Consider the following 22489-nt stretch of genomic DNA (forward strand, 5'->3'; position numbering starts at 1 on the left):
CGCAGGCCAAGCCTCCCGCGCCCGGATGTGGCGATTCTCTCGCCCTCAATCAAGTTCAGCGATCGGATTCCTCGCTCGGATCGAACAACTGAATCGGCTGATTGGGCATCACGGTCGAAATCGCGTGCTTGTAGACAAGCTGCGAGTGGCCATCGCGGCGCAGCAGCACGCAGAAATTATCGAACCATGTCACGACGCCCTGGAGCTTGACGCCGTTAACGAGAAACACGGTCAGAGGTGTCTTTTGCCTGCGGACGTGATTGAGGAAAGTGTCTTGCAAGTTTTGTGCGCGGTCCGCCATCATGTTTTTCCTTTTCTTTGTAAGGCCGCGACGCCGAGCCGGACGATGCTCCGCCGGGACAGGCCGGTACGCTTGGGAGGGCGTTGAGGAACCGGACTGACTTCGGCATCGCACCACAACCTTAACCCAAAGCGTGCATCCGCGTAATCTGTCATTCTCCGAAGATCAGAGGCGTCAATTCCGCCACATCGTGGAAGCCGGCGCGGAGGTCGCGCGCGATCGGGCCGGGCTTGCCGTCGCCGATGGGCCTGCCGTCGATGCGGACGACGGCGGTGACGACGCTGGTGGCCGACGTGACAAAGGCCTCGTCGGCGGCGAGCGCCTCCGGCACGGTGAAAGCCCTCTCCTCCACCTTCAGCCCGTGGGCGGCGGCGAAGTCCATCACGACGAGGCGCGTGATGCCGCCGAGAATGCCCGGGCTCGTCGGGCGGGTGACGAGCGCGCCGTTCGCGACGATCCAGGCATTGGTCGATCCGCCCTCGGTGACGAAGCCGTCCCGGTCGACGAACCACGCCTCGCGCGCACCGGCGTCGCGCGCAGCCTGCTTGGCGAGCACATTCGACAGCAATCCGACGGTCTTGATGTCCACCCTGCCCCACCGGTCGTCCGGAACGGTGATGACGCCGATGCCTGCCGCGGCGGCGGCCTCGACCTTTGCCGGGTCGACGGCGCGCGTGGTCACGACGACGGTCGGATTGACGGGTGTCTGCGGAAAATAGTGGTCGCGCGGGGCCGCGCCGCGGGTGATCTGGAGATAGATCCAGCCGTTTCTCAGTCCGTTGCGACGGGCGAGTTCGCGGAACACCGCGAGCAGGGCGGCGCGGCTCATCGGCATCGCGATCGCAAGGGCACCGAGGGACCGCTCCAGCCGGTCGAGATGGCGCGTCAGGTCGACGATCATTCCCGCCCGCACCTCGCACACCTCGTAGACGCCGTCGGCGAACTGGAAGCCCCTGTCCTCGATGTGAACGGCCGCATCGGCGTGGCGGGGATAGCGGCCGTCGACATAGGCGAAGCGACTCATCGGAAACTCCGGCAGGGAAAGCGGGTGGTAAAACAAGCGGTAGAAGGAGGCGTCCGCGGCGCCCGGATGGACGCGCCGGCCGACGGCGCCATTAGCCGGCGCACGGGTTGATAAGCCGGCTTAAAAGAATTCGAGGCTGACGCGGAACATGTGCTCGACCTGACGCACGCGTTCCTTCTCCGCGAACAGCACGATCCGGTCTCGCGGGTGGATGGTGGTGTCGCCGCGCGGCAGGATCACCGACCGGTTGCGGTAGATTGCGCCGATTCGCACACCGGCGGGAAGGTCGACCTCCCTAAGCGGCCGGCCGATCAGCGGCGACGTCTCCAGGGCGTCGGCCTCGATCACCTCGGCGGCCCCGTTCTGCAGGGCATGGACGCTGCGGATGCGCCCGCGCCGCACGTGGCGGAGCACCCGGGAGACCGTCACCGCCCTCGGCGCGATATAGGCGTCGATGCCGAGCGCGGCGGTGAAATCGGGATAGGTCGTGGAGTTGATCAGCACCAGCGAGCGCTTGCAGCCGAGCTGCTTGGCCATGACCCCGGCGAGAATGTTGGCCTGATCGTCGTTGGTGAGCGTCACCACGGTGTCCGCCTGCCCCACCTCGGCCTCGAGCAGCAGCGACTGGTCGAGCGCGCTGCCGTTCAGCACGACGGTGTGGCTCAGCGCTTGCGCCACCTCCTCCGCCCGCGCCGCTGAGGCTTCGATCATTTTTAGGCGCACCTTGGAGCCGCGCGCCTCCAGCCCCTTGGCGACATAGAAGCCGATATTGCCGGCGCCGACGATCACCACGCGCTTCGCCTCGCCCACGTCGTGGCCGAAGATCGCGAGGGTGCGCTTGACCTGGTCGGCGCGCGCGACGACGTAGGCGACATCGCCCGGCTCCAGCGCGTCGTTGCCGCCGAGCACGCGCGCCTGCGTGCCGCGAACCGCGCCGACCACGACCGCGCCGAGATCGGGAAACAGCTCGGTGAGCTGCTTCAGCGGCGTCTCCACCATGCGGCAGTCGCGGTTGCAGGTGACGGCGAACACGATCACCTGATCGTCGGCGACCGATATGCTTTCGATCGCGCCGGGCAGCGACAGCCGGCGGATGACCGTTTCGCCGACTTCCACTTCGGGCGAAATGACGACATCGATCGGAATGCCCTCGCGGGAGAACAGGTCGCGCCAGTGCGGGGCCAGATAGCTCTGCGCCCGGACGCGAGCGATCTTGGTCGGAACCTTGAAGACCGAATGCGCCACCTGGCAGGCGATCATGTTGACTTCGTCGGATTGGGTCACGGCGATCAGCATGTCGGCCTGCTCGGCGCCGGCCTGGGCGAGGATCTCGGGATGCGCGCCGTGGCCGACCACGCCGCGCACGTCGAGCCGCTCGCGCAGGATCGAGATCAGCTTCGGCGACGAATCGATCACGCACACGTCGTTGCGCTCGGCCGCCAGCCGCTCGGCAATCCCGTAACCCACCTGGCCAGCGCCGCAGATCACGATGCGCATGACGTCCTCCCCCTCCCCGCCGCCGTTTTCCGGTCCCCGGCAGAGCATCCGTTGCCGCCGGAGGCACCAAGAGCATATCCCGTTCAGATCTGATCGATCTGAACGGCAAGGATATGTTCAAGCTCTTGAACTCGAAGCGATTTTTCTTCAATCGGATGTCTCCATCCGATCACAAGGCGCTCTAGCCGACGCCGAGCGACTTCAGCTTGCGATGCAGCGCGGACCGCTCCATGCCGACGAATTCGGCCGTGCGCGAGATGTTGCCGCCGAAGCGGTTGATCTGCGCCCGCAGATAGTCGCGCTCGAACGCCTCGCGCGCGTCTCGCAGCGGAAGCGCCATCAGGTGCTCGCCGCCGGAATTCGTCGGCAGCGACGGCACCATGGTGCCGATCTCCGCCGGCAGCAGGTCGGCGGTGATCACCGCTTCCTCGTCGCCGCGGGTGAGGATCATCAGCCGCTCGACGTTGTTGCGCAGCTGGCGGATGTTGCCCGGCCAGTCGTGGGCCTGCAGAACGGCCATGGCGTCGTCGCCGATCCGCCGCTCCGGCAGGCCGGTCGCGCGCGAGATCTGCGCCATGAAGTGCAGCACGAGATCCGGGATGTCGTCGCGCCGTTCGGCGAGCGCCGGCACGCGCAGCGGCACGACGCTCAGCCGGTGGAACAGGTCCTCGCGGAACCGGCCCTCGGCGATCTCGCTCTCGAGATCACGGGCGGTGGACGACAGCACGCGCACGTCCACCTTCACGCGGGTGGAGCCACCGACGCGCAGGAAGTTCTGGTCCACAAGCACGCGCAGGATCTTGTTCTGCGTCTCGCGCGGCATGTCGGCGACTTCGTCGATATAGAGCGTGCCGCCGTGGGCCTCTTCCAGCGCGCCGACCTTGCGCGGGACGCCGGCCCCGCCTTCGATGCCGAACAGTTCCTCTTCCATGCGCTCGGGCGTGATGGTCGCCGCGTTGACGACCACGAATGGCCCCCGGGCGCGGCCGGAACGGGCATGGATCGAGCGCGCCGCCAGCTCCTTGCCGGCGCCCGACGGGCCGGAGATCAGGATGCGGCTGTTGGCGGCGGCGATGCGCTCGACCGCCTGCCGGAGCTGATTCATCGCCGTCGAGTTGCCGACGAGCTCGTCGGCGTCGCTGATGCGGCCCTTCAGGTCGCGGATCTCGCGGCGCAGATTGGAGGCTTCGAGTGCACGCTCGGTGGCGAGCACTAGCCGGTCTGCCTTGAACGGCTTCTCGATATAGTCGTAGGCGCCGCGCTTGATCGCGGACACGGCGGTCTCGATGTTGCCGTGGCCGGAAATGATGACGACCGGCAGATCCGGGTGGAGCTGCTGGATGGCATCGAGCAGGGCAAGCCCGTCGAGGCGGCTGCCTTGCAGCCAGATATCGAGAATGATGAGCGACGGTCGTCGCTCGCCGATGGCGGCAAGAGCGGAATCGCTGTCGCCCGCGGTGCGGGTGCCGAAGCCCTCGTCATCGAGGATGCCGGCGATCAACTCGCGGATGTCCGTCTCATCGTCGACGATCAGGATGTCAGAGGCCATGGTCTTCGCGTGGTTTCTGGGGGCTGACAGGGGTGGAGGACGCGGCGGCAACCCCGGCTGGGGCGGCCTCCGCATCCGTCGTCATGGCACCGGCGTCGCCGGCCCGGATGGTGAGGCGCACGCAGGCGCCGTGGCCGCCGTCGCGCACGGCCGGCGCATCGAGCAATTCGATCCGGCCGCCATGCTCCTCGACGATCTTGCCGACGATGGCGAGGCCGAGGCCGGTGCCCTTCTCGCGGGTCGTCATATAGGGCTCGAGCAGGCGTTCGCGGTTCTCCTGCGGCAGTCCCGGACCGTTGTCGACGACGTCGACCACGAGCCATTCGCCGTCGCGCCGTGCCGAGACGTCGACGTGGCCGGGCTCGGTGCGCTGATCCGCCGGCACGCCGGTGATCGCCTCGACCGCGTTCTTGACGACGTTGGCGATCGCCTGCCCGAGCTGGCGGTGATCGAACTTGCCGATCAGCGGCTCGTCGGGCAGGTGGGTGGAGAACTTCACGTCCGGGTGGCTGACGCTCTGCAGGAACACGGCCTCCCGCAGGGCTTCCGCGAGGTCGCGCGGCTCGAACACCGGCTTCGGCATCCGCGCGAACGACGAGAATTCGTCCACCATGCGGCCGATATCGCCGACCTGGCGCACGATGGTGTCGACGCACTGGTCGAACACGGCGCGGTCGTCCTCGATACGCTTGCCGTAGCGCCGGCGGATGCGTTCGGCCGAAAGCTGGATCGGCGTCAGCGGGTTCTTGATCTCGTGGGCGATGCGCCGGGCGACGTCGGCCCAGGCGGACGTGCGCTGCGCCTTCACGAGATCGGTGATGTCGTCGAGGGTGACGACGAGGCCCTGCCGGGTGGAATCCCGCCGGTTGTCGTTGGTGACGCGCACGGCGACCGTGCGCTCGCGCCCGCCGCGCACGATGACGATCTGGCCCTGCCGGCTCCACTCGCCATGATCGCCGCGCGCGGAGGCGAGGATGGGCGCGAGTTCCGGCACCACCTCCTCGGCGGGGCGATTGCCGATATCGTCCGCGGACAGGCCGAGCAGCATCTCGGCGGAGCGGTTGGCGAGCGAGATGCGGCCGGCCTCGTCGACCCCGAGCACGCCGGCGGTGACGCCCGACAGCACGGCTTCGGTAAAGCGGCGGCGGCGGTCGATCTGATCGTTGGCGGCAAGCAGGTCGTCGCGCTGGGAGCGCAACTGGGTGGTCATGGTGTTGAAGGTCTGGCCGAGGTGGGCGAAGTCGCCGTCGTGGGGGTCGACGCGCACCTGGGAGTTCAGGTTGCCGCGCGCCACCTGGTCGGCCGCGTTGATCAGACGCCGGATCGGCGACACCAGCCGGTTGGAGAAGGCGAAGCCGAGCCACGTCGCGGCGACGAGGAACACCAGCGTGATGCCGATATAGACGAGCGCGAACGCGATCTGCACGCTGCGCCGGCTCTCGGCGAGGTCGTGATATTCGAGCGCGCTCTCGCGGGCGAGCCGGAGATAGTCGGTCACCCGGGGATCCATCGTCCGGGTGACGTAGAGATACATGTCGTCGTAGGCCTTGAGCTTCATCACGCCGCCGACCTGATTGGTGTCGCCGGGCGCGATCAGCACCGGCTCGCCGGCATCCGCCTTGGAGAACGCGCCGATCGGCGGCAGGGCGAACTTCTCCTTCAGATCGTAGAGCGTGCGCGTCACCACCGTTCCGTCGCGGTGAAGCAGATAGGCGGCCGGGAGCTGGCGCAGCTGAAGCTGCGTCTCCATGAAGATGTCGAAGCGGGCCGGATCGTAGTCGTAGATCGCCTTGGCGCGGTCGACGTCCGTCGCCATGGCGATGAGGTCGCCGCGGAGCACGTTGGCGTGCTCCTGGACATAGGCGTTGGCGACGGCGACTGCGTTGTCGACGATGGTGCGGGTGCGATCCTCGAACCAGCGGTCGAGGCCGCGGTCGAGCGTGATGGTGGCGAGGATCGCGACCAGGATCGCCGGCAGCGTGGCGACGAACGAGAACATCGCCACCACGCGGACATGGAGGCGCGCGCCCGCCCTGCCCTTGCGTCGCGCGATCCAGATCTTGCGGATCTCGATGAAGATCGAGCCGATCAGGACCGTGACGATCACGCCGTTGGTGAGCAGCGCCGCCGTGATGACGTTCTGCGTCGGCGTGATCGGCGTGATGCCGGTGAGCACGAGGAAGGTGATGCTCGCCGACAGGATGGCCAGCACCACGAACACGAGCCCAATCGCCCGCGCGACGGGCGCACCCTCGCGCCAGGCCGGAACGGGCGGGGGCATGCCGGTCTCGGCAGCGCGATCGAAGGAGGTCTCGGAAGCCGTCATCATACCGTTCGGATCGAGGGCTAACCCGGCGCGCCGGGTGAGTCGTTCCTGTTACAGGATGACAACATTGTTGCTAAAATGCGACAGAGGATCCGGCGACCTCCGCACCGACGCCGGACGGCGGAGCGCAGTCCGGCTGCTCGCGCACCGCGTGGCGCTTGCCGAGGGCATTCGAGAGGGCGTGCGGCGGCGCCATGGTCGCGCGGCGCCGCGGCAGCGGGGACCCTTCTCCCGCGGGATCGTTCCGGCGAAGGACCGGCCCTGAGACCTGAGCGTCAGTGTAGCTGCATCATGCCGTCGACACGGCGCCATTCGCTGGCGCCGACGAGTTCGCGATAGGCCACCTCCACCGAATGCAGCGGGCCTTCGATCTCCCGCTTCCAGAATTCGATGAAGCGATTGAGCACGGGGAACGACGGGGCGATGTCGTATTCCTGCCAGACATAGGTCTGGAGGATCGTGGGGTGATCCGGCAGGCGATAGAGAATGCGGGCCGTGGTGAGGCCGTACCCGGAAAGCTGACGCTCGAAGTCGGAATCGATCATGAAGCACCTCTCCCTCACAGGATGGGAAAAGGATCGCACACTTCCTTCGAATGGCAAGCCGACAAACCACGCGGCGGCGCAAAAATCTCTTTGTTAGCAGCATCTTACCGCGAGTGCTAACACTGTGCTTTCCAACGGCCCGGCTGCCGTCGAGCCCTTGCCCGGACGGCTCGGCGCGCTTGCGGGCGATGCAAGCCGCATCACATATTGCCCAAAAAAGCGGCAATCCCGCCGTCTGTCTGGGTGTGAAGATGGTCCCGCTGACGATGCGGCGCCAGCGCGGCGGCGGCAGCGGGCGCTGTGCCGGAGTTGGCCCGGGCCTTGCATTTCCTTTTGCATCGGGTCCGCCGCCTCCCAAGCCGGACCGACCGCGAATAGCGACGCCGACCAAAAACCAGGGGAACGTCGCGCGGGAAGGTCGATCAAGGGATCGACCTTCCCGCAGCCTCTGGCCGCTGCGTTCGTCATCGATCCGATTGCCGTCGCCGCGTCCGTTCCGTTCACTTTCTCGCGAGCCCGCCGCCGTCAGGCGAGCCGTTCCGCGCGACCACGGAGCCGCAGGCTGCCGGGCGGCCAGCGGATTTCGGTCGCAATGTGAACGAGACCCCGTCGGCAATGACCCTCTTTCGGAAAGCCGCCAAGATCCGTTTGTCATTGCGCGGTCATCGAATGGCCTAAACTGCCGCATCGAGCTCACAATCACAGACATTCAGGAGCCATCGATGGGACGGGGTTCGCGTATCGCTCTCCTTGCCGGTGCCTTGCTCGCAACGACGGCGCTGCCGGCGGTCGCGGAGCCGGCCTTCAACCGCATCTCGACTTTCGAGGTCGTCGATAATCTGCCCAAGGACGCCGATCGCTCCAAGGCGACCGTCGCGGAGATCGTCAAGGCGACCGAAGACGGCAAGATGCTGGTCTATACCGACAGCCCGGGAGAGCGTATCGGCCTCGTCGATATCTCCGATCCGGAGGCGCCCAAGGCCGCAGGCGTGGTGGCACTGGGTGGCGAGCCGACCTCGACCGTGGTCGGCCGCGGAAAGGCGCTCGTGGGCGTCGTCACCTCCAAGACCAAGACGCAGCCCTCCGGCCACCTCTCGGTCGTCGATCTCGCCACCAAGGCCGTGACCGCGACGTGCGATCTCGGCGGGCAACCCGACTCGCTCGCCCTCAGCGACGATGGCCGGTTCCTGGCCATCGCGATCGAGAACGAACGCGACGAGGAGGTGAACGACGGCAATCTTCCGCAGCTTCCCGGCGGCAACCTCACGATCTTCTCGATGGGGACGGACGGCGCGCCCGATTGCGCCTCGAAGAAGGTGGTCGAACTGACCGGGCTCGCCGCGATCGCGCCGGAGGACCCGGAACCGGAGTTCGTCGACATCAACGATCGCAACGAAGCCGTTGTGACGCTTCAGGAAAACAACCACATCGCCATCATCGACCTTGCCACCGGCAAGGTGCTCTCGGACTTCCCGGCGGGCAATGTCGACCTCAAGAATGTCGACACCAAGAGCGACGGCGTGATCGCTCCCATCGAGAGCATCAAGGGTGTGGCCCGCGAGCCCGACGCCGTCCACTGGCTCGACAACGATCGCTTCGTGACCGCGAACGAAGGCGACTGGAAGGGCGGCAGCCGCGGCTTCACGGTGTTCAAGCGGGACGGCACCGTCGAATATGACAGCGCCGAGACGCTGGAACATCTGGCGATGCGCCTCGGGCACTATCCGGAAAAGCGCTCGAAGGCGAAGGGCGTCGAGCCGGAGGGCGTCGAGGCGGCGACCTTCGACGGCCAGAAGCTGATCTTCATCGGTACGGAACGTGCCTCGCTGATCGGTGTTTACGAAGACATGGGAGACGGCAAGGCGCCGGTCTTCCTGCAGGCGCTGGCCGGCGGCGCGGCGCCGGAAGGCCTGCTGGCCATTCCGTCGCGAGGCTTGTTCGTCTCCGCCAGCGAGGCCGACAGGCGCGAGGAGGGCGGAATGGGCTCCGTCGTCACCATCTATCAGCGTTCGGGCGAGCCGGCCGCCTACCCGACAATCGCCTCCGTCAACGGACCGGACGGCACCCCGATCCCGTGGGGCGCGATTTCCGGCGCGGCCGCCGATCCGACCGTTCCCGGACGGCTATACGCGGTGACGGACAGCGCCTATGCCCAGGCCCGCATCCTCACGATCGACACCACCAAGAAGCCCGCCGCGATCGTGAGTGCGATCACGGTGATGCGCGACGGCAAGCCGGCCGAGCACCTCGATCTCGAAGGCATCGCCATCCGGCCGCAGGGCGGCTTCTGGCTGGCTTCGGAGGGTAACCCCGAGCGCAAGAAGGCGCCGACGCAGAACCTGCTGATCTCGGTCGACGACAAGGGCGAAATCCGCCAGGAAATCGCGTTGCCGGAGGACGTGGCGCGGCAGGCCACGCGGTTCGGCTTCGAGGGCGTGACCGTGACCGGCAAGGGCGACGACGAACTTGTCTGGCTTGCCCAGCAGCTGCCCTGGAAGAACGATCCGAAGAACACCACCAAGCTGATCGCCTATAGCCCGACCAAGCAGACGTGGGGCGCGGTGCGCTATCCGCTGGAGCAGAGCGAGCGCGGCTGGGTCGGCCTCTCCGAAATCACCGCGGTCGGCGACAAGGGCGTCATCGTGCTGGAGCGCGACAACGGCGTCGGCAGCAAGGCGGCCGTCAAAGTGCTGATGTTCGTGCCGTCGTTCGAGCTGAAGCCGGTGCCGCTCGACAGCGCCAACATGCCTGTCGTCCGCAAGACGCTGGTGCACGACCTGCTGCCCGACCTCAAGGCCACGCACGGCTACGTGCTGGAGAAGGTCGAGAGCTTCGCGGTGGACAGCAAGGGCGACGCCTTCGTCATCACCGACAATGACGGTGTCGACGGATCGTCCGGCGAGACGATGCTGATCCGCCTCGGCGAAATCCAACACATCGTGAACTGAGCGCGCGAGCGAACGGGCGGCCATCGCGGCCGCCCGCCGTCATTCTACCGCGCGCCGGCCCCGGCGCGCGGGGTCGTCAGGCCGCGAACTTGAGGCCGATGATGCCGGCGACGATCATCAGGATGCAGACGATCCGCGCGACCGTCGCCGCCTCGCCGAGAAACACGATGCCCAGGATGACCGTGCCGACCGTGCCGATGCCGGTCCAGATCGCGTAGCCCGTGCCGATCGGAAGCGTCTTCAGGGCAAGCGCGAGAAGCCACACGCTCAGCGCCATGCTGGCCACGGTGAGGATGGACGGCAACGGCCGCGTAAAGCCGTCGGAATATTTCAGGCCGATCGCCCAGCCGGTTTCGAACAGGCCGGCGACGATGAGATAAAGCCACGCCATGGCGGGACTCCGCATTCGGGCGGAGTCGTCTCCACCGGGTGACAAGCCGGTTCGGCACGAGGTCGTCCTCGCGCCCACAATCTAGGCATTCGCGCGCGATGCGGCAATGCAGGCGATGGCATGACAGGGTTGCCACCCCGCCATGGCGGAATTGCCCTCGCCTGCCCGCCTCAGGGCACGCATCCCGCGCAGATCGAACGAGCCGGACGATCAGGATATGCTCAAGCTTTTGAATCTGGAGCGATTTCTTGTCCATCTGACGATTCCATCAGATCGGAAAGCGCTCTAGATCGGGCTTGCGAACAGGTGCTCGACACCGACACCGAGATCGTCGCAGACGAGGCCGGCCAGAATGTTGCGGTGGCAGTGCTCCGGATGACGTTCGAAGCACAGCAGACAGATCGGCCGGCCGGACCGGACGATGTCGGTCAGGACCGCGCGTTCTGCAATCGCTTCGGGCGTCTCGAGATGTGCGTCGTAGATGGTTTTGAGGTCGTTCCAGCGGCCGGTGCGCGCGGCGAGGCGGCCCTCAGCCGGCGTGCCGAGCTTGCGCAGGTGGAGATAATCGATCCCCCGCTCCGCGACGCCGGCGGCGAGCTGGCGCTTGGAAAAGCCCGGCCGGCGCGAGGCCGCGACGGCGCGTATATCGACGAGGAGCGCGACACCTGCCTCCGCCAGCGCATCGATCACGGCCGGTTGCGTCACCTGCTCGTATCCGATGGTGAAGATCGGCACTTTCGCCGAGGTCGCCGTCATGTCCCTGCCCCGCTTTTCCCGGCTACCGCTCAGGTGAAGATAATCCGTTTGCCGCCGTCGGCGGGCTCGGCGACGCCCCCGGCCGCGGCGATATAATCCATCACCACGTTCGCAAGCAGAAGCCCATCGGTGGCGCCGATCAGCACCGTGCCGTCCCGGAGCATGTCGTAGGAATCGCCGCCGGCGAGCATGAAATTGTTGGATGCGACCGCAAGGGTCGCCTGAGGATCGACCGGCACGCCGTTGCGCTTGAGGGAGACCACGCGCGAGCCGACCGGCGCGCTGGCGTCGACCTCCACCTCGATGCCGGACACCTGCGGGAAACGGCCGCCGGCATCGTTCAGCCGGGAGAAGCCGTTCTCCAGCGCGGCCTTGAGCGTCGCGCCGCTGATCCTGACGAGCACGGAGGTGTTGCCGAACGGCAGTTCGGTCAGAATATCGCGCCGCGTCAGCATGGTGCCCGGCGGATAGCGGGTGTCGCCGCGGATCGAACCGCCGTTGATGATGGCGACGTCGGCCCGCGTGGAGCGGGCCAGGGCATCGGCGATGACGTCGCCGATCAGCGCCTCGCGGGTGCGCACGATGATGGTGCGGCTGTCTAGTTCCACCTTCGTCGGGCCGAGATCGACATCGAGCGCCTTGGAAAGCTGCTTCTCGAAGCCGGCGACGACCGCCGTCACCTCGGGATCCGGCACGACATCAATGGTGTCGTAGATGCGGAAGCTCGGTGTCCAGGTCACCTGCCGCCGGCCGTTCTGTTCCCGGACCTTGACGATGAAGTCGATGGCCGTGACGTAGTTGCCGTCCTCGTTCGATTCCACATGCAGCGCCGCGCCGTCCCAGCGGATCGCGAGGTCATGGATGTGGCCGGTCAAGAGGACGTCGACGATGCGCTCGCGGATGATCTGGTCGTCTAGCGAGCGCTGGGCGTGGGCAACGCACACGACCATGTCGACCCCCTGCTTGCGCAGCGCCGCGGCCTGCTCGCGCAGCACGTCGAGGCTCGGCAGGAACTTCAGGCTGCCCGGCTGCGAGACATCCGGCGTGGTGTCGAGCGCGAGCCCGACGAAACCGAGCCGGACGCCGCCGAGTTCCACGATCTCGTTGTCCCGGATGCCGGGAACCGCCGTTCCGTCGGCCTGCCGCATGTTCGCGGCATAGACGGGGAACTTGCAGGCGGCGAGGCGCGTGAAAAACACGGCCTCGCCGAAATCGAATTCGTGGTTGCCCGGCACGAAGAAGTCCGGCCTGACCATGTTGGTGAGGGTGACGATGTGCTCGCCCTTGTCGAAGCTCGACATCAGCGAGGGCGAGAACGTGTCGCCGCCGTGGGTGAACATCATCGGCGTGCCGTGCGCCCGCTCGGCCTTCACCACGGCCGCCAGCTTGGGAAAGCCGCCCCAGCCCTTCACGTCCGACATGCGGTAGATGTCGTTGACGTGGAGCAAAGTGAACGTGGTGCCCGGGGCTGGCCCGGCTTCGGCGGCGCGCACGAGACCCGGCATGAAGCCGAGCGACAGCCCGGCCCCCAGACCGACGCCGAGGGTTTCGCGGCGGGTAAGCTTCGGCATCGGACGGCACTCTCTGTCGGGGCTTGCGCTTCGGAATTTGCGCTGGGGCGGCGCAACATGCCGCGAGATTAGCGCCGGCCCGACGGCGGTGACAATCGCCGCCGAAGAGAGACGCCGCTCGGCACCCGCGCGAGATCGCGTCAGGCCCGCAAGATCGCGTCAGGCCTGATCAAGCGGAGCCGGGGCGCGGAAGCCCATCAGCGTTTGGGTGGGGAAGTCGTAGACGCGCCCGGTTTCGGTGAAGGAGGGCTTCAGCAGTTCCAGCAGCGGCGGCACCAGATCGGACGGCGGCGGCAGCAGCTCGGGATCTTCGCCCGGCATCGCCTGCTTGCGCATCCGCGTACGCGTGGCGCCGGGATTGACGAGGTTTACCCGCAGCGACGTCTTCTCGGTCTCGGCCGCGTAGGCGCGCACCAGCGCGTCGAGGGCCGCCTTCGAGGCCGCATAGGCGCCCCAGAACGGCCGGCCGCGCCACGCCGCGCTCGACGACAGGAAGATCGCGCGGCCGTGCTCCGACTGCCGCAGCAGCGGGTCGAGCGAGCGGATCAGCCGGGCGTTCGCCGTGACATTGACGGTGAGGACGTCTTCCAGCGCCTTCGGCTCGAGATGGCTGACCGGGGTCAAAGGCCCGAGAATGCCGGCATTGCCGACGAGCACGTCGAGCCGTCCCCAGCGGGAATGCAGCGCGGCCCCGAGGCGGTCGAGGGCCGGAAGATCCTTCAGGTCGGCGGCGACCAGCGTGATCGGTTCGCCGCCCGCCGCGCGGATCTCGTCGTCGAGTTCCTCGAGCGCGCCCACGGTCCGGGCAAGTGCCACGACGTGCGCGCCGCCCGCGCCTAGGCCGAGCGCCAGCGCCCGGCCGATGCCGCGCGAAGCACCCGTGACCAGAGCGATCCTGCCGGCGAACGGCTTATGGGCGTCAGTCTTCCCGGCGGTGTCGTCCGCGACGGCGCCTTCGCTCATGGTGTTCCCCCGAACGTCTTCTTGGTCTTGATCGGAAAGCAGTCTGACGCATCCACGCGCGGCAGGCCAGCCTGCAGGGGCATGGCTCCACAAGGCCGGCTCAGTCGTTCGCCGGCCGGCCCGTCGGGGCGCCGCGACGATCGGCGCGCTGCGATCAGCCGACGGCGGCGAGACGCGGGGGACGGCGCGGCGCCTCTTCCTGGTGGTCGGTCAGCCGGGTCGGATATTCGCCGGTGAAGCAGGCATCGCAGAACTGCGGCTCGGCGTTCTGGCGCCTCGCCTCGCCGACGGCGCGATAAAGCCCGTTGATGCTGAGGAAGGCGAGGCTGTCGACCTTGATGAAGGCCGCGATCTCCTCGACCGACATGCGCGAGGCGATCAGCTTCGACTTCTCCGGCGTGTCGACACCGTAGAAGCAGGAATCGGTCGTCGGCGGGCTGGCGATGCGCATGTGCACTTCGGTGGCGCCGGCGTCGCGGACCATCTCGACGATTTTCAGGGAGGTGGTGCCGCGCACGATGGAATCGTCGATCAGCACCACGCGCTTGCCCTCAAGCATGGCGCGGTTGGCGTTGTGCTTCAGCTTCACGCCCATGCGGCGGATCGAATCCGTCGGCTGGATGAAGGTGCGGCCGACATAGTGGTTGCGGATGATGCCGAGTTCGAACGGAAGGTTCGCTGCCTGGGCGTAACCGATGGCGGCCGGCGTGCCGGAATCCGGCACCGGCACCACGAGATCGGCCGGAGCCGGGGATTCGAGCGCGAGTTCGGCGCCGATATTCTTGCGGACATTGTAGATGTTGCGGCCTTCGACGACCGAATCCGGCCGGGCGAAGTAGACATATTCGAAGATGCAGAAGCGCGGACGCACCGGCTGGAACGGGCGCAGGCTCTCGATGCCGCGCTCGGTGATGACCACGAGTTCGCCCGGTTCGATGTCGCGGATGAAATGGGCGCCGATGATGTCGAGGGCGCACGTCTCCGAGGCGAGCACCGCGGCGCCGTCGAGTTCGCCGAGCACCAGCGGGCGCACGCCGAGAGGATCGCGGCAGCCGATCATGCCGCCCTCGGAGAGCGCGACGATGGCATAGGCGCCCTCGATCTGGCGCAGCGCGTCGACGAGACGGTCGATCAGCGGGCCGCGGTTCGACGTGGCAATCAGGTGGATGATGGTTTCGGTGTCGGAGGTCGACTGGAAGATCGAACCGCGCCCTTGAAGCGTGCGCTTCAGCACGCGGGCATTGGTGAGATTGCCGTTGTGGGCGACCGCGAAGCCGCCGCCGGCGAATTCCGCGAACATCGGCTGGACGTTCTGAAGCACCGGCGCGCCGGTGGTGGAATAGCGGGTGTGGCCGATGGCCTTGTTGCCCTTGAGCCGTTCCATGACGGCGGGCTTGGTGAAGGTGTCGCCGACGAGGCCGATATGGCGTTCGAGACAGAACGCCTCGCCGTCGAGAGAGACGATGCCGGCGGCTTCCTGCCCGCGGTGCTGCAGGGCGTGAAGACCGAGCGCCGTCAGCGCCGCCGCCTCCGGGTGCCCGAAGACGCCGAAGACGCCGCACTCCTCGTGCAGGTGATCGCCGTCGAAGGGACCGGCCGCTTCCACGCCGGACCCGGCGCCGTACTGGTCGTGAACGTCCATCGCCATCCCTCTCAACCGCTCGGGTGGCCGGCCCGGTGCGAAACCTCGCCCGGCCGGAACCGCTTCCTCGAACCGGCTTCCAAGAACAAGACCCCGGAGCACGGAATGCGCCGAGGTCACGCAGAAAGCCGGACTGTCGGAGCGCATCGCCGATCACGGATGAGGCGACAGCGCTCCAGCCTTCGCCCCGATCATCGATGTAGCCGCTTCACTGTCGCGTCCGTCGAGGCGGTCCTCGCCATGGCGGGTTCGACGGCAGTCGCAACGACCCCAATATAGGAAGCCCACGCGGCAAACCAACACGAAGTCTGCCTGCGCCGGCACCTTTAACCGTCTCCAAGGTCGCCAACAACCCCTTTGGCGGCAAAGCGGATCCGCTCGTTCCGCATGGGCGTCCGCGCTGGAACGCGGGCGCATCGCATCGTCCGGCTTCCGCCTGGCGAGAGGATGGCCGGTAGGCCGCCCGCCGCCTACTGCGCCGGGGCTGCGGGTGCCGCCGCGGGCGGTGCAGCCGGCGGGGACTGCTGGTTGCCGTCGGTCGACTGGATCAGCTGATCAAGGCTCTGGCGCGAGTTGTTGCCGTAGGCCGGATCGTTGGGCGACGCCGTGCCGCGCGTCTCGCCAGCGCCTTCGCCGGTGCCGCTCTGGGTGTCGCCGCCCGGTGCCGGCGTCTCGGCCGGTGGCAGCACGCCGCCGAGGGTGCCGAGGCGTTCGCGCAGCATCGCATCGGGGTTCGACGGCAACAGCGCCATCAGCCGCTGGCCGAGATCGTCCAGCATCGGCCGCGAGCGGGCGTCCGCGACCCAGCTCGGCTGCTTCGCCGGCGGAACCAGCCAGTTGAAGAACAGCATCGCCACGACCAGCAGCAGGATGCCGCGGGCCGCGCCGAACACGAATCCGAGCGCCCGGTCGACGAAGCCGACCCGGCTGTCGATGACGAAATCGGAGATCTTCATGGTGATCACGCTGACGATGATCAGCGCCACGAGGAAGATCGCCGCGATGGTGAGCGCCAGCGCGAGGTGGGGATTCTTGACGTATTGCTGGGTGAAGGGAAGCAGCTTGTCGTAGAACGCGTAGGCCGCGACGGCTGCCGCAACCCAGGACGCGATGGAGAGCACCTCGCGGACGAAGCCGCGCACCATGGCCAGCACCGCGGACAGGAGAGTGACGACGAGGACAACCCCGTCGAGAGCTGTGATCGACATCTGTCGGTTATCCCTCGTGCGGCGCGAAGCGGGCCGCCGAATCCCACGACCGTGTTCGGAACGCCGACGGCACCGTACACCGGACACCGGCGGCAAACGCAACGCGACTCAAATCCAACTTCTTCCAGAAACGGCCCCGGCGCGGCATCGTCGCCGCCTCACATCTCGGGCTCCCAATCGCCATCGTCCCAGCGGCCCGCTGCTTCACGGCCCGCCTCTGCCCGGGTCAGCCCTGCCCGCCCCGTTCCAGTTCTCGTCGCCGGGCCGGCGATCTGCCTGCCGCCCGAGCGGAAACGGTCGCGGTCCGGCCCGCTCACCGCGCGCGCACCCTCGGCACGGTGTCCGCCGGCGACGTCCGCGACGAGATCGGCCAGAGCCGCCGTTCCCCGCACCGCGATCGACCGCCCGCGCGCTTCCTCGCCGGCCACGGCCTCCGGAACCACGGCCGACTGGAAACCGAGCTTTTCGGCTTCCTTGAGGCGCGACGCCGCGTGGCCGACCGGCCGGATGCGGCCCGTCAAGCTGACTTCGCCGAAATAGACGCAATCCGGAGGAAGGGCAACCCCGCTCAGGGACGACACCAGAGCCGCCGCCACGGCGAGGTCGGCCCCCGGCTCCACGATGCGCAACCCACCGGCAACATTGAGGTAAACGTCGTTCGAGCCGAACCGCACGCCACAGCGTGCCTCCAGCACGGCGAGAATCATCGCGAGGCGGTTGCCGTCCCAGCCGACGGTGGTGCGCCGTGGCATGGAAAGCGGAGACGGCGCGACGAGCGCCTGGATTTCGACGAGAAGCGGGCGGGTGCCCTCCATTCCGGCGAACACCACCGTGCCGGGGCTCGACTGGTCGCGGTCGCCGAGGAACAGCTCCGACGGGTTCGGCACCTCGCGCAGGCCGAGGCCGGTCATCTCGAATACGCCGATCTCGTCGGTCGGCCCGAATCGGTTCTTGGTGGTGCGCAGCACGCGGAACGGGCCGGAGCCGTCGCCCTCGAAGCTCATGACCGCATCGACCATGTGTTCCACGACGCGCGGTCCGGCGATCTGGCCGTCCTTCGTGACATGGCCGACGAGTACCACCGTCGCGCCGCTCTGCTTGGCGTAGCGGATCATCGCGTGGGCGCAGGCGCGCACCTGCGTCACCGTGCCGGGCGCGGATTCCGCGGCGGCGGTCCAGAGCGTCTGGATGGAATCGATCACCACCAGCGCCGGCTTCTCGCCCGCCAGCGTGGCGAGAATATCCTCGACGCTCGTCTCCGCCGCGAGCGCGACCGGCGCGCCGGCAAGGCCGAGGCGCTCGGCGCGCAGCCGCACCTGCGCGGTCGCTTCCTCGCCCGAGACATAGACCACCTTCTCGCCGGTCCTCGCGAGCGCGGCGGCGGTCTGGAGCAACAGCGTCGACTTGCCGATGCCGGGATCGCCGCCGATCAGGATGGCGGAACCGCGCACGAAGCCGCCGCCCGTCACCCGGTCGAGTTCGGCGATGCCGCTCTCGATGCGCGGCGCCTGCGGTTCGCTTCCGGACAGGGAGGCGAGCGGGATGTTGCGGCCCTTGCGCGGCGAGGCCTTCGGCCCGGCGAGCACCCCGTCGTCGGCTTCCTCGACGATGGTGTTCCAGGCGCCGCAGGCCTCGCACTTGCCCGACCATCGATTCGTGACCGCCCCGCAGGACTGGCAGACGAACTGTGTTCGGGATTTGGCCATCTAACCGGCGAACCTTCTGCCTGTGGCCGTCAGCGGGGACGCCCGGCGCCGATATAGCGGCGGGCGTAGCGGCGGCCGAGATGGGTCAGGATCTCGTAGGGAATGGTGCCGGCGCGCGCCGCCACGGCATCGAGTGAGGCGTGGTGGCCGAACAGCTCGATATAATTGCCGCGCCGGGTAAATTCGGACGGCACGTCCGTCACGTCGAAGGCCATCAGGTCCATCGAAACGCGGCCGAACAGCGGCACGGCGATGCCGCCGAGCGAGCCGAGGGCACCCGGGTCGCCGTCGCGACCGCCCGCTGCCCGGGGAAAGCCGTCCGCATAGCCGACCGAGACGATGGCAATGCGGGTGTCGCGGGTGGTGGTCTCGGCGGCGCCGTAGCCGACTGTCTCGCCGGCCTTGACCGAACGCATCTGGACGATGCGCGCCTCCAGGGTGACGACCGGCCGCATCGGGTTCTCGTAACCCGAGACGGCGCCGCCGCCATAGAGCGCGATGCCCGGCCGCACCAGGTCGAAATGATAGCCGCGATCGGTCAGGGTCGCCGCCGAGTTGGCGAGCGACACCCGCACACCCGGCAGAAGCGCCCGCGCGGCGCGGAAGCTCTTCAACTGGCTGCGGTTCATCGGGTGGTCGGGCACGTCGGCGCAGGCGAGATGGCTGATGACGAGATCGATGCCGGCGCGCCCCGGCAGCGTCCCGTTCGCGGCGAGCGCCGCGACTTCGCCCAGCGAGATGCCGAGGCGGTTCATGCCGGTATCGATGTGCAGCGCGGCGGGCGGCGTGTCGCCGCCGCGGCTGCGGCGGTAATCGACCCACTCGGCGATCTCCGCCTGGGAGCCGAGCACCGGGCTCAGCCGAGCCGCCGCGAACACCGGCGCCGCACCGGCGGGCAGGCCGTTCAGCACGAAGATGTCTGCGTCCGGCGACGCGGAGCGGGCCGCCAGCCCTTCTGACACGAGCGCGACGAAGAACGTGCGGCAGCCTGCCGCCGTCAGCGCGCGCACCGCCGCGTCCAGGCCGATACCGTAGGCGTCGCCCTTGACGACAGCGGAGCATTCCGCCGGAGCGGCCTGCTCGGCGAGGGTGCGCCAGTTCTCGACGAGGGCGTCGAGGTCGATGACGAGCCGTCCCCCGGTGAAGGCGCGCATGTCGCCCGCCAGCGCGGCCATGTTCTCGGCGTGGGTGCGGGCGGCGTCGGAATCCTCCGTGCGCTGCCTGTCGTCGTCGGTCGCCTCTCGGCTATCGGGCGCGGTCATCCGCTCTCATTCCAGTCTGTCGGGCAGCGAAACTTCGCGCGCGAGATTCGAGAATCGGGTCACTTCGGCATCGAATTGCAGCAGCACCGTGCCCGTGGGGCCATGTCGCTGCTTGCCGATGATCACTTCCGCGACGCCGGCCACGGTCTCCATCTCGTTCTGCCAGGAGAAGAACTCCTCGGAGCCCTCCTTCGGCTTCTTGTTCTTGAGATAATATTCCTCGCGGAACACGAACATGACGACGTCGGCGTCCTGCTCGATGGAGCCGGATTCGCGCAGGTCCGAGAGCTGCGGCCGCTTGTCGTCGCGCGATTCCACCTGACGGGAAAGCTGGGAGAGCGCCAGCACGGGCACGGCGAGCTCCTTGGCGAGCGCCTTGAGGCCGGTGGTGATCTCGGTGATTTCCTGCACGCGGCTTTCGGAGCGCTTGGCGGAGCCCTGGAGCAGCTGGAGATAATCGACCACCAGCAGGTCGAGGCCGCGCTGGCGCTTCAGCCGCCGGGCGCGGGCGGCGAGCTGGCCGATGGAAAGGCCGCCGGTCTGGTCGATATAGAGCGGTAGCGTCTGGATTTCCTGGGCCGTCGCCGCCAGCCGCTCGAACTGCTCGGCATCGATGGAGCCGCGGCGGATCAGCGAGGACGGCACGCCGGACTGTTCGGCGAGAAGGCGCGTCGCCAGCTGCTCGGCCGACATTTCGAGCGAGAAGAAGCCGACGATGCCGCCATCCTCGGCCTTCACCGTGCCGTCCTGCAACGCCATGGCCTTGTAGTTGCGGGCGACGTTGTAGGCGATGTTGGTGGCGAGCGAGGTCTTGCCCATGCCCGGACGGCCGGCAAGGATGATGAGGTCCGAGCGCTGCAGGCCGCCCATGCTGCGGTCGAGGTCGCTCAGGCCGGTGGCGAGGCCCGAAAGCCCGCCCGCGCGCTCATAGGCGGCAGCCGCCATGTCGACGGCGGTCGTCAGCGCCTCGGAGAAGGTCTGAAAGCCGCCCTCGTAGCGCCCAGTTTCGGCGAGTTCGTAGAGCCGGCGCTCGGCGTCCTCGATCTGGCTCTTGGGCGGAGTGTCGATCGGCGAATCGAACGCGACATTCACCATGTCCTCGCCGATGTGAATCAGCGAGCGCCGCAGCGCGAGGTCGAAGATCAGCCGGCCGTGGTCTTCGGCATTGATGACGGTGGTCGAATCGGCGGCAAGGCGCAGCAGGTACTGCGTCACCGAGATGTCGGCGATCTGCTCGTCGGCGCCGAAGAAGGTCTTCAGCGTGATCGGCGAGGCGGTCTTGCCCGCCCGGATCAGCTGCGAGATCTTCTCATAGACCCGGCGATGGGCATCGACGAAGAAGTGCGTCGCCTCCAGGAAGTCGGAGACGCGATAGAAGGTCTCGTTGTTGACGAGGATGGCGCCGAGCAACTGACGCTCGAGTTCCACGTTGTGCGGCGCCATGCGGGCGAGCGGCCCGGCCGTTTCGATCTTGCGCGCGGTGGCGTCCATGCGGCTCTCCGGTGGCGCGATCTGAAAGCGCGCCGCTGTGCGGTCGGGTCCGAACCGCTGCCCTCCCCGGTCGCCGGGCATCTTCGCCGGAACCCGAATGGTCGGTGCGGTGCCGACGGCGGACACCTTGGTTAACCGCTTTGGAGTGGCGAGGGAAGCAACCGTGCTCACCCGCGCGGACGGCTCCCCGATATCAACAGGACAATATCAACCGGGGCCTGAGTCGGGGAGAGTCCATCGACACGGCGAGCGGCCGCGGAGGCGCACCGCCGTTCGATTCCCTACGGTTCGCCGGCGTCCGAACGCAGCCGGCCGAGCCAGGCCCGTGCGCCCTCAATGGTGCGGAAATCGTCCAGGCATCGCGCCGGACTCTCGGGAAAGGCGCTCGCCGCCATCTCCTTGAGGGCAGGGCCCGGGCCGAGTTCCAGGAAGGCCGTCGCTCCGGCCTCGACGCAGGCCTGAAGGCAGGCATCCCATTGTACAGTCTGCGATATCTGGGCTGCGAGCTTGTCGAGCCCCGAGCGGGCATCGACCACGGCGGCGCCGTCGATGCCGCTCAGGAGCCGGATGCCGGCCACGGGCAGACGGCGCACCGGGACCGCCTCGAGATCGGCACGGAACCGCACGGATGCCGACGCCAGACGCGCCGTGTGGGAGGCGACCTCCACCGGCACGTCGACGACGCGGGCGGCGTTGAGCCCCCTCGCCTCCCCGGCCAGGGCTTCGAGCGCGGTGCGGGCGCCGCCGATGACGAAGGCGTCGCCGGGATTGACGATGGCGACCGAGGTTCCGAACCGGGTGCAGAGGCCGTCGATCAGCGTACGGGAGAGGCCGCGCACGAACAGAAGGCCGTCGCCCGCCGGCGACGCGGCATCCATCGCCTCGGCACGGCGCGCGACGAGATCGAGGATGACGTCGGCCTCCACGACGCCGGCGACGCCCCAGGCGGCGACCTCGCCGACACTGTAGCCGGCGACGATGAGGCGCGCCGGCATCGCGTCGCGCAGGACCGTCATGGCGGCGAGGGCCTGCACGGCGGCGAGGATCTGGCCGACGCGGTTGCGGTGGAGGTTGTCCGGCGTCTCGGTCGCCACCATTTCGCGCGGGTCACGGCCGCCGAGAAGGCGCGCCGCCTGCGCGAACAGGCTCGCGGCCTGCGGCGCCTCGCCCGTCAGCGCGAACATGCCGAGGTGCTGCCGCCCCTGCCCGGAGCACAGGATCGCGAGGGTCATCAACGCCGCCTTTCTGGACTCTCGGGGACCGCTACGGAAACGCCGCGAACAGCGACGTGCGCACGGGGAGGAGCAGG

Annotated in this window: 16 protein-coding genes and 1 pseudogene; 1 reads left to right on the forward strand and 16 read right to left on the reverse strand. The window is 68.0% G+C overall.

Features of this window, described 5'->3' with window-relative positions; genetic code table 11:
* Positions 1-55 precede the first annotated feature (55 nt).
* The 6 genes from hfq to BUF17_RS02085 form a co-directional block, all read right to left on the reverse strand.
* A complete protein-coding gene (gene hfq, locus BUF17_RS02060; RefSeq protein ID WP_210215378.1) occupies positions 56-304 on the reverse strand; it encodes an RNA chaperone Hfq in 249 nt (82 codons plus the stop codon).
* A gap of 148 nt (positions 305-452) precedes the next feature.
* The gene (locus BUF17_RS02065) at positions 453-1325 is read right to left on the reverse strand and encodes a D-amino-acid transaminase (RefSeq protein ID WP_073625532.1); all 873 of its coding nucleotides are present in this window, start codon (positions 1323-1325) and stop codon (positions 453-455) included.
* A 120-nt stretch (positions 1326-1445) separates the two neighbouring features.
* The gene (gene trkA, locus BUF17_RS02070) at positions 1446-2822 is read right to left on the reverse strand and encodes a Trk system potassium transporter TrkA (protein WP_073625533.1); all 1377 of its coding nucleotides are present in this window, start codon (positions 2820-2822) and stop codon (positions 1446-1448) included.
* Positions 2823-3003: 181 nt separating this feature from the next.
* Positions 3004-4371 carry a nitrogen assimilation response regulator NtrX gene (ntrX, locus tag BUF17_RS02075; protein ID WP_073625534.1) on the reverse strand — a complete coding sequence of 456 codons (1368 nt, stop codon included), beginning with the start codon at positions 4369-4371 and terminating at the stop codon, positions 3004-3006.
* A complete protein-coding gene (locus BUF17_RS02080; protein WP_084563965.1) occupies positions 4361-6652 on the reverse strand; it encodes a sensor histidine kinase NtrY-like in 2292 nt (763 codons plus the stop codon). The genes ntrX and BUF17_RS02080 overlap by 11 nt, the downstream gene beginning before the upstream one ends.
* Positions 6653-6972: 320 nt before the next feature.
* Positions 6973-7242, reverse strand: coding sequence for an usg protein (locus tag BUF17_RS02085; protein WP_073625535.1), 270 nt, complete (start codon positions 7240-7242; stop codon positions 6973-6975).
* A 722-nt stretch (positions 7243-7964) separates the two neighbouring features.
* On the opposite strand from BUF17_RS02085, the gene BUF17_RS02090 reads away from it, so the two are divergent.
* Positions 7965-10190 (forward strand): esterase-like activity of phytase family protein, encoded by a 2226-nt coding sequence (locus tag BUF17_RS02090; RefSeq protein WP_073625536.1) that lies wholly within the window; start codon positions 7965-7967, stop codon positions 10188-10190.
* Between the two features lie 76 nt (positions 10191-10266).
* Here BUF17_RS02090 and sugE read toward each other — a convergent pair whose 3' ends face one another.
* The 10 genes and pseudogenes from sugE to BUF17_RS02140 form a co-directional block, all read right to left on the reverse strand.
* Positions 10267-10581, reverse strand: coding sequence for a quaternary ammonium compound efflux SMR transporter SugE (gene sugE, locus BUF17_RS02095; protein WP_073625537.1), 315 nt, complete (start codon positions 10579-10581; stop codon positions 10267-10269).
* Between the two features lie 285 nt (positions 10582-10866).
* Positions 10867-11337, reverse strand: coding sequence for a DUF488 domain-containing protein (locus tag BUF17_RS02100; protein ID WP_073625538.1), 471 nt, complete (start codon positions 11335-11337; stop codon positions 10867-10869).
* A 29-nt stretch (positions 11338-11366) separates the two neighbouring features.
* Positions 11367-12908: a bifunctional metallophosphatase/5'-nucleotidase gene (locus BUF17_RS02105; RefSeq protein ID WP_073625539.1), complete on the reverse strand. Its 1542-nt coding sequence runs from the start codon at positions 12906-12908 to the stop codon at positions 11367-11369.
* A 159-nt stretch (positions 12909-13067) separates the two neighbouring features.
* Positions 13068-13871 carry an SDR family NAD(P)-dependent oxidoreductase gene (locus BUF17_RS02110; protein ID WP_073625540.1) on the reverse strand — a complete coding sequence of 268 codons (804 nt, stop codon included), beginning with the start codon at positions 13869-13871 and terminating at the stop codon, positions 13068-13070.
* A gap of 154 nt (positions 13872-14025) precedes the next feature.
* A complete protein-coding gene (gene purF / locus BUF17_RS02115; RefSeq protein ID WP_084563967.1) occupies positions 14026-15513 on the reverse strand; it encodes an amidophosphoribosyltransferase in 1488 nt (495 codons plus the stop codon).
* Between the two features lie 470 nt (positions 15514-15983).
* Positions 15984-16721, reverse strand: a complete 738-nt coding sequence (locus tag BUF17_RS02120) for a CvpA family protein (RefSeq protein WP_073625541.1) — start codon at positions 16719-16721, stop codon at positions 15984-15986.
* A gap of 347 nt (positions 16722-17068) precedes the next feature.
* Positions 17069-18427, reverse strand: a pseudogene (gene radA, locus BUF17_RS02125) (DNA repair protein RadA); the annotation flags it as partial.
* A 29-nt stretch (positions 18428-18456) separates the two neighbouring features.
* Positions 18457-19602 carry an alanine racemase gene (gene alr / locus BUF17_RS02130; RefSeq protein WP_073625985.1) on the reverse strand — a complete coding sequence of 382 codons (1146 nt, stop codon included), beginning with the start codon at positions 19600-19602 and terminating at the stop codon, positions 18457-18459.
* Between the two features lie 93 nt (positions 19603-19695).
* Positions 19696-21180 (reverse strand): replicative DNA helicase, encoded by a 1485-nt coding sequence (locus BUF17_RS02135; RefSeq protein WP_073625542.1) that lies wholly within the window; start codon positions 21178-21180, stop codon positions 19696-19698.
* Between the two features lie 281 nt (positions 21181-21461).
* On the reverse strand, positions 21462-22412 hold the full coding sequence (locus BUF17_RS02140) for an acyltransferase domain-containing protein (protein WP_073625543.1): 951 nt from the start codon (positions 22410-22412) through the stop codon (positions 21462-21464).
* Between the last annotated feature and the right edge of the window lie 77 nt (positions 22413-22489).

This window comes from Pseudoxanthobacter soli DSM 19599 (assembly GCF_900148505.1).
Lineage (GTDB): Bacteria > Pseudomonadota > Alphaproteobacteria > Rhizobiales > Segnochrobactraceae > Pseudoxanthobacter > Pseudoxanthobacter soli.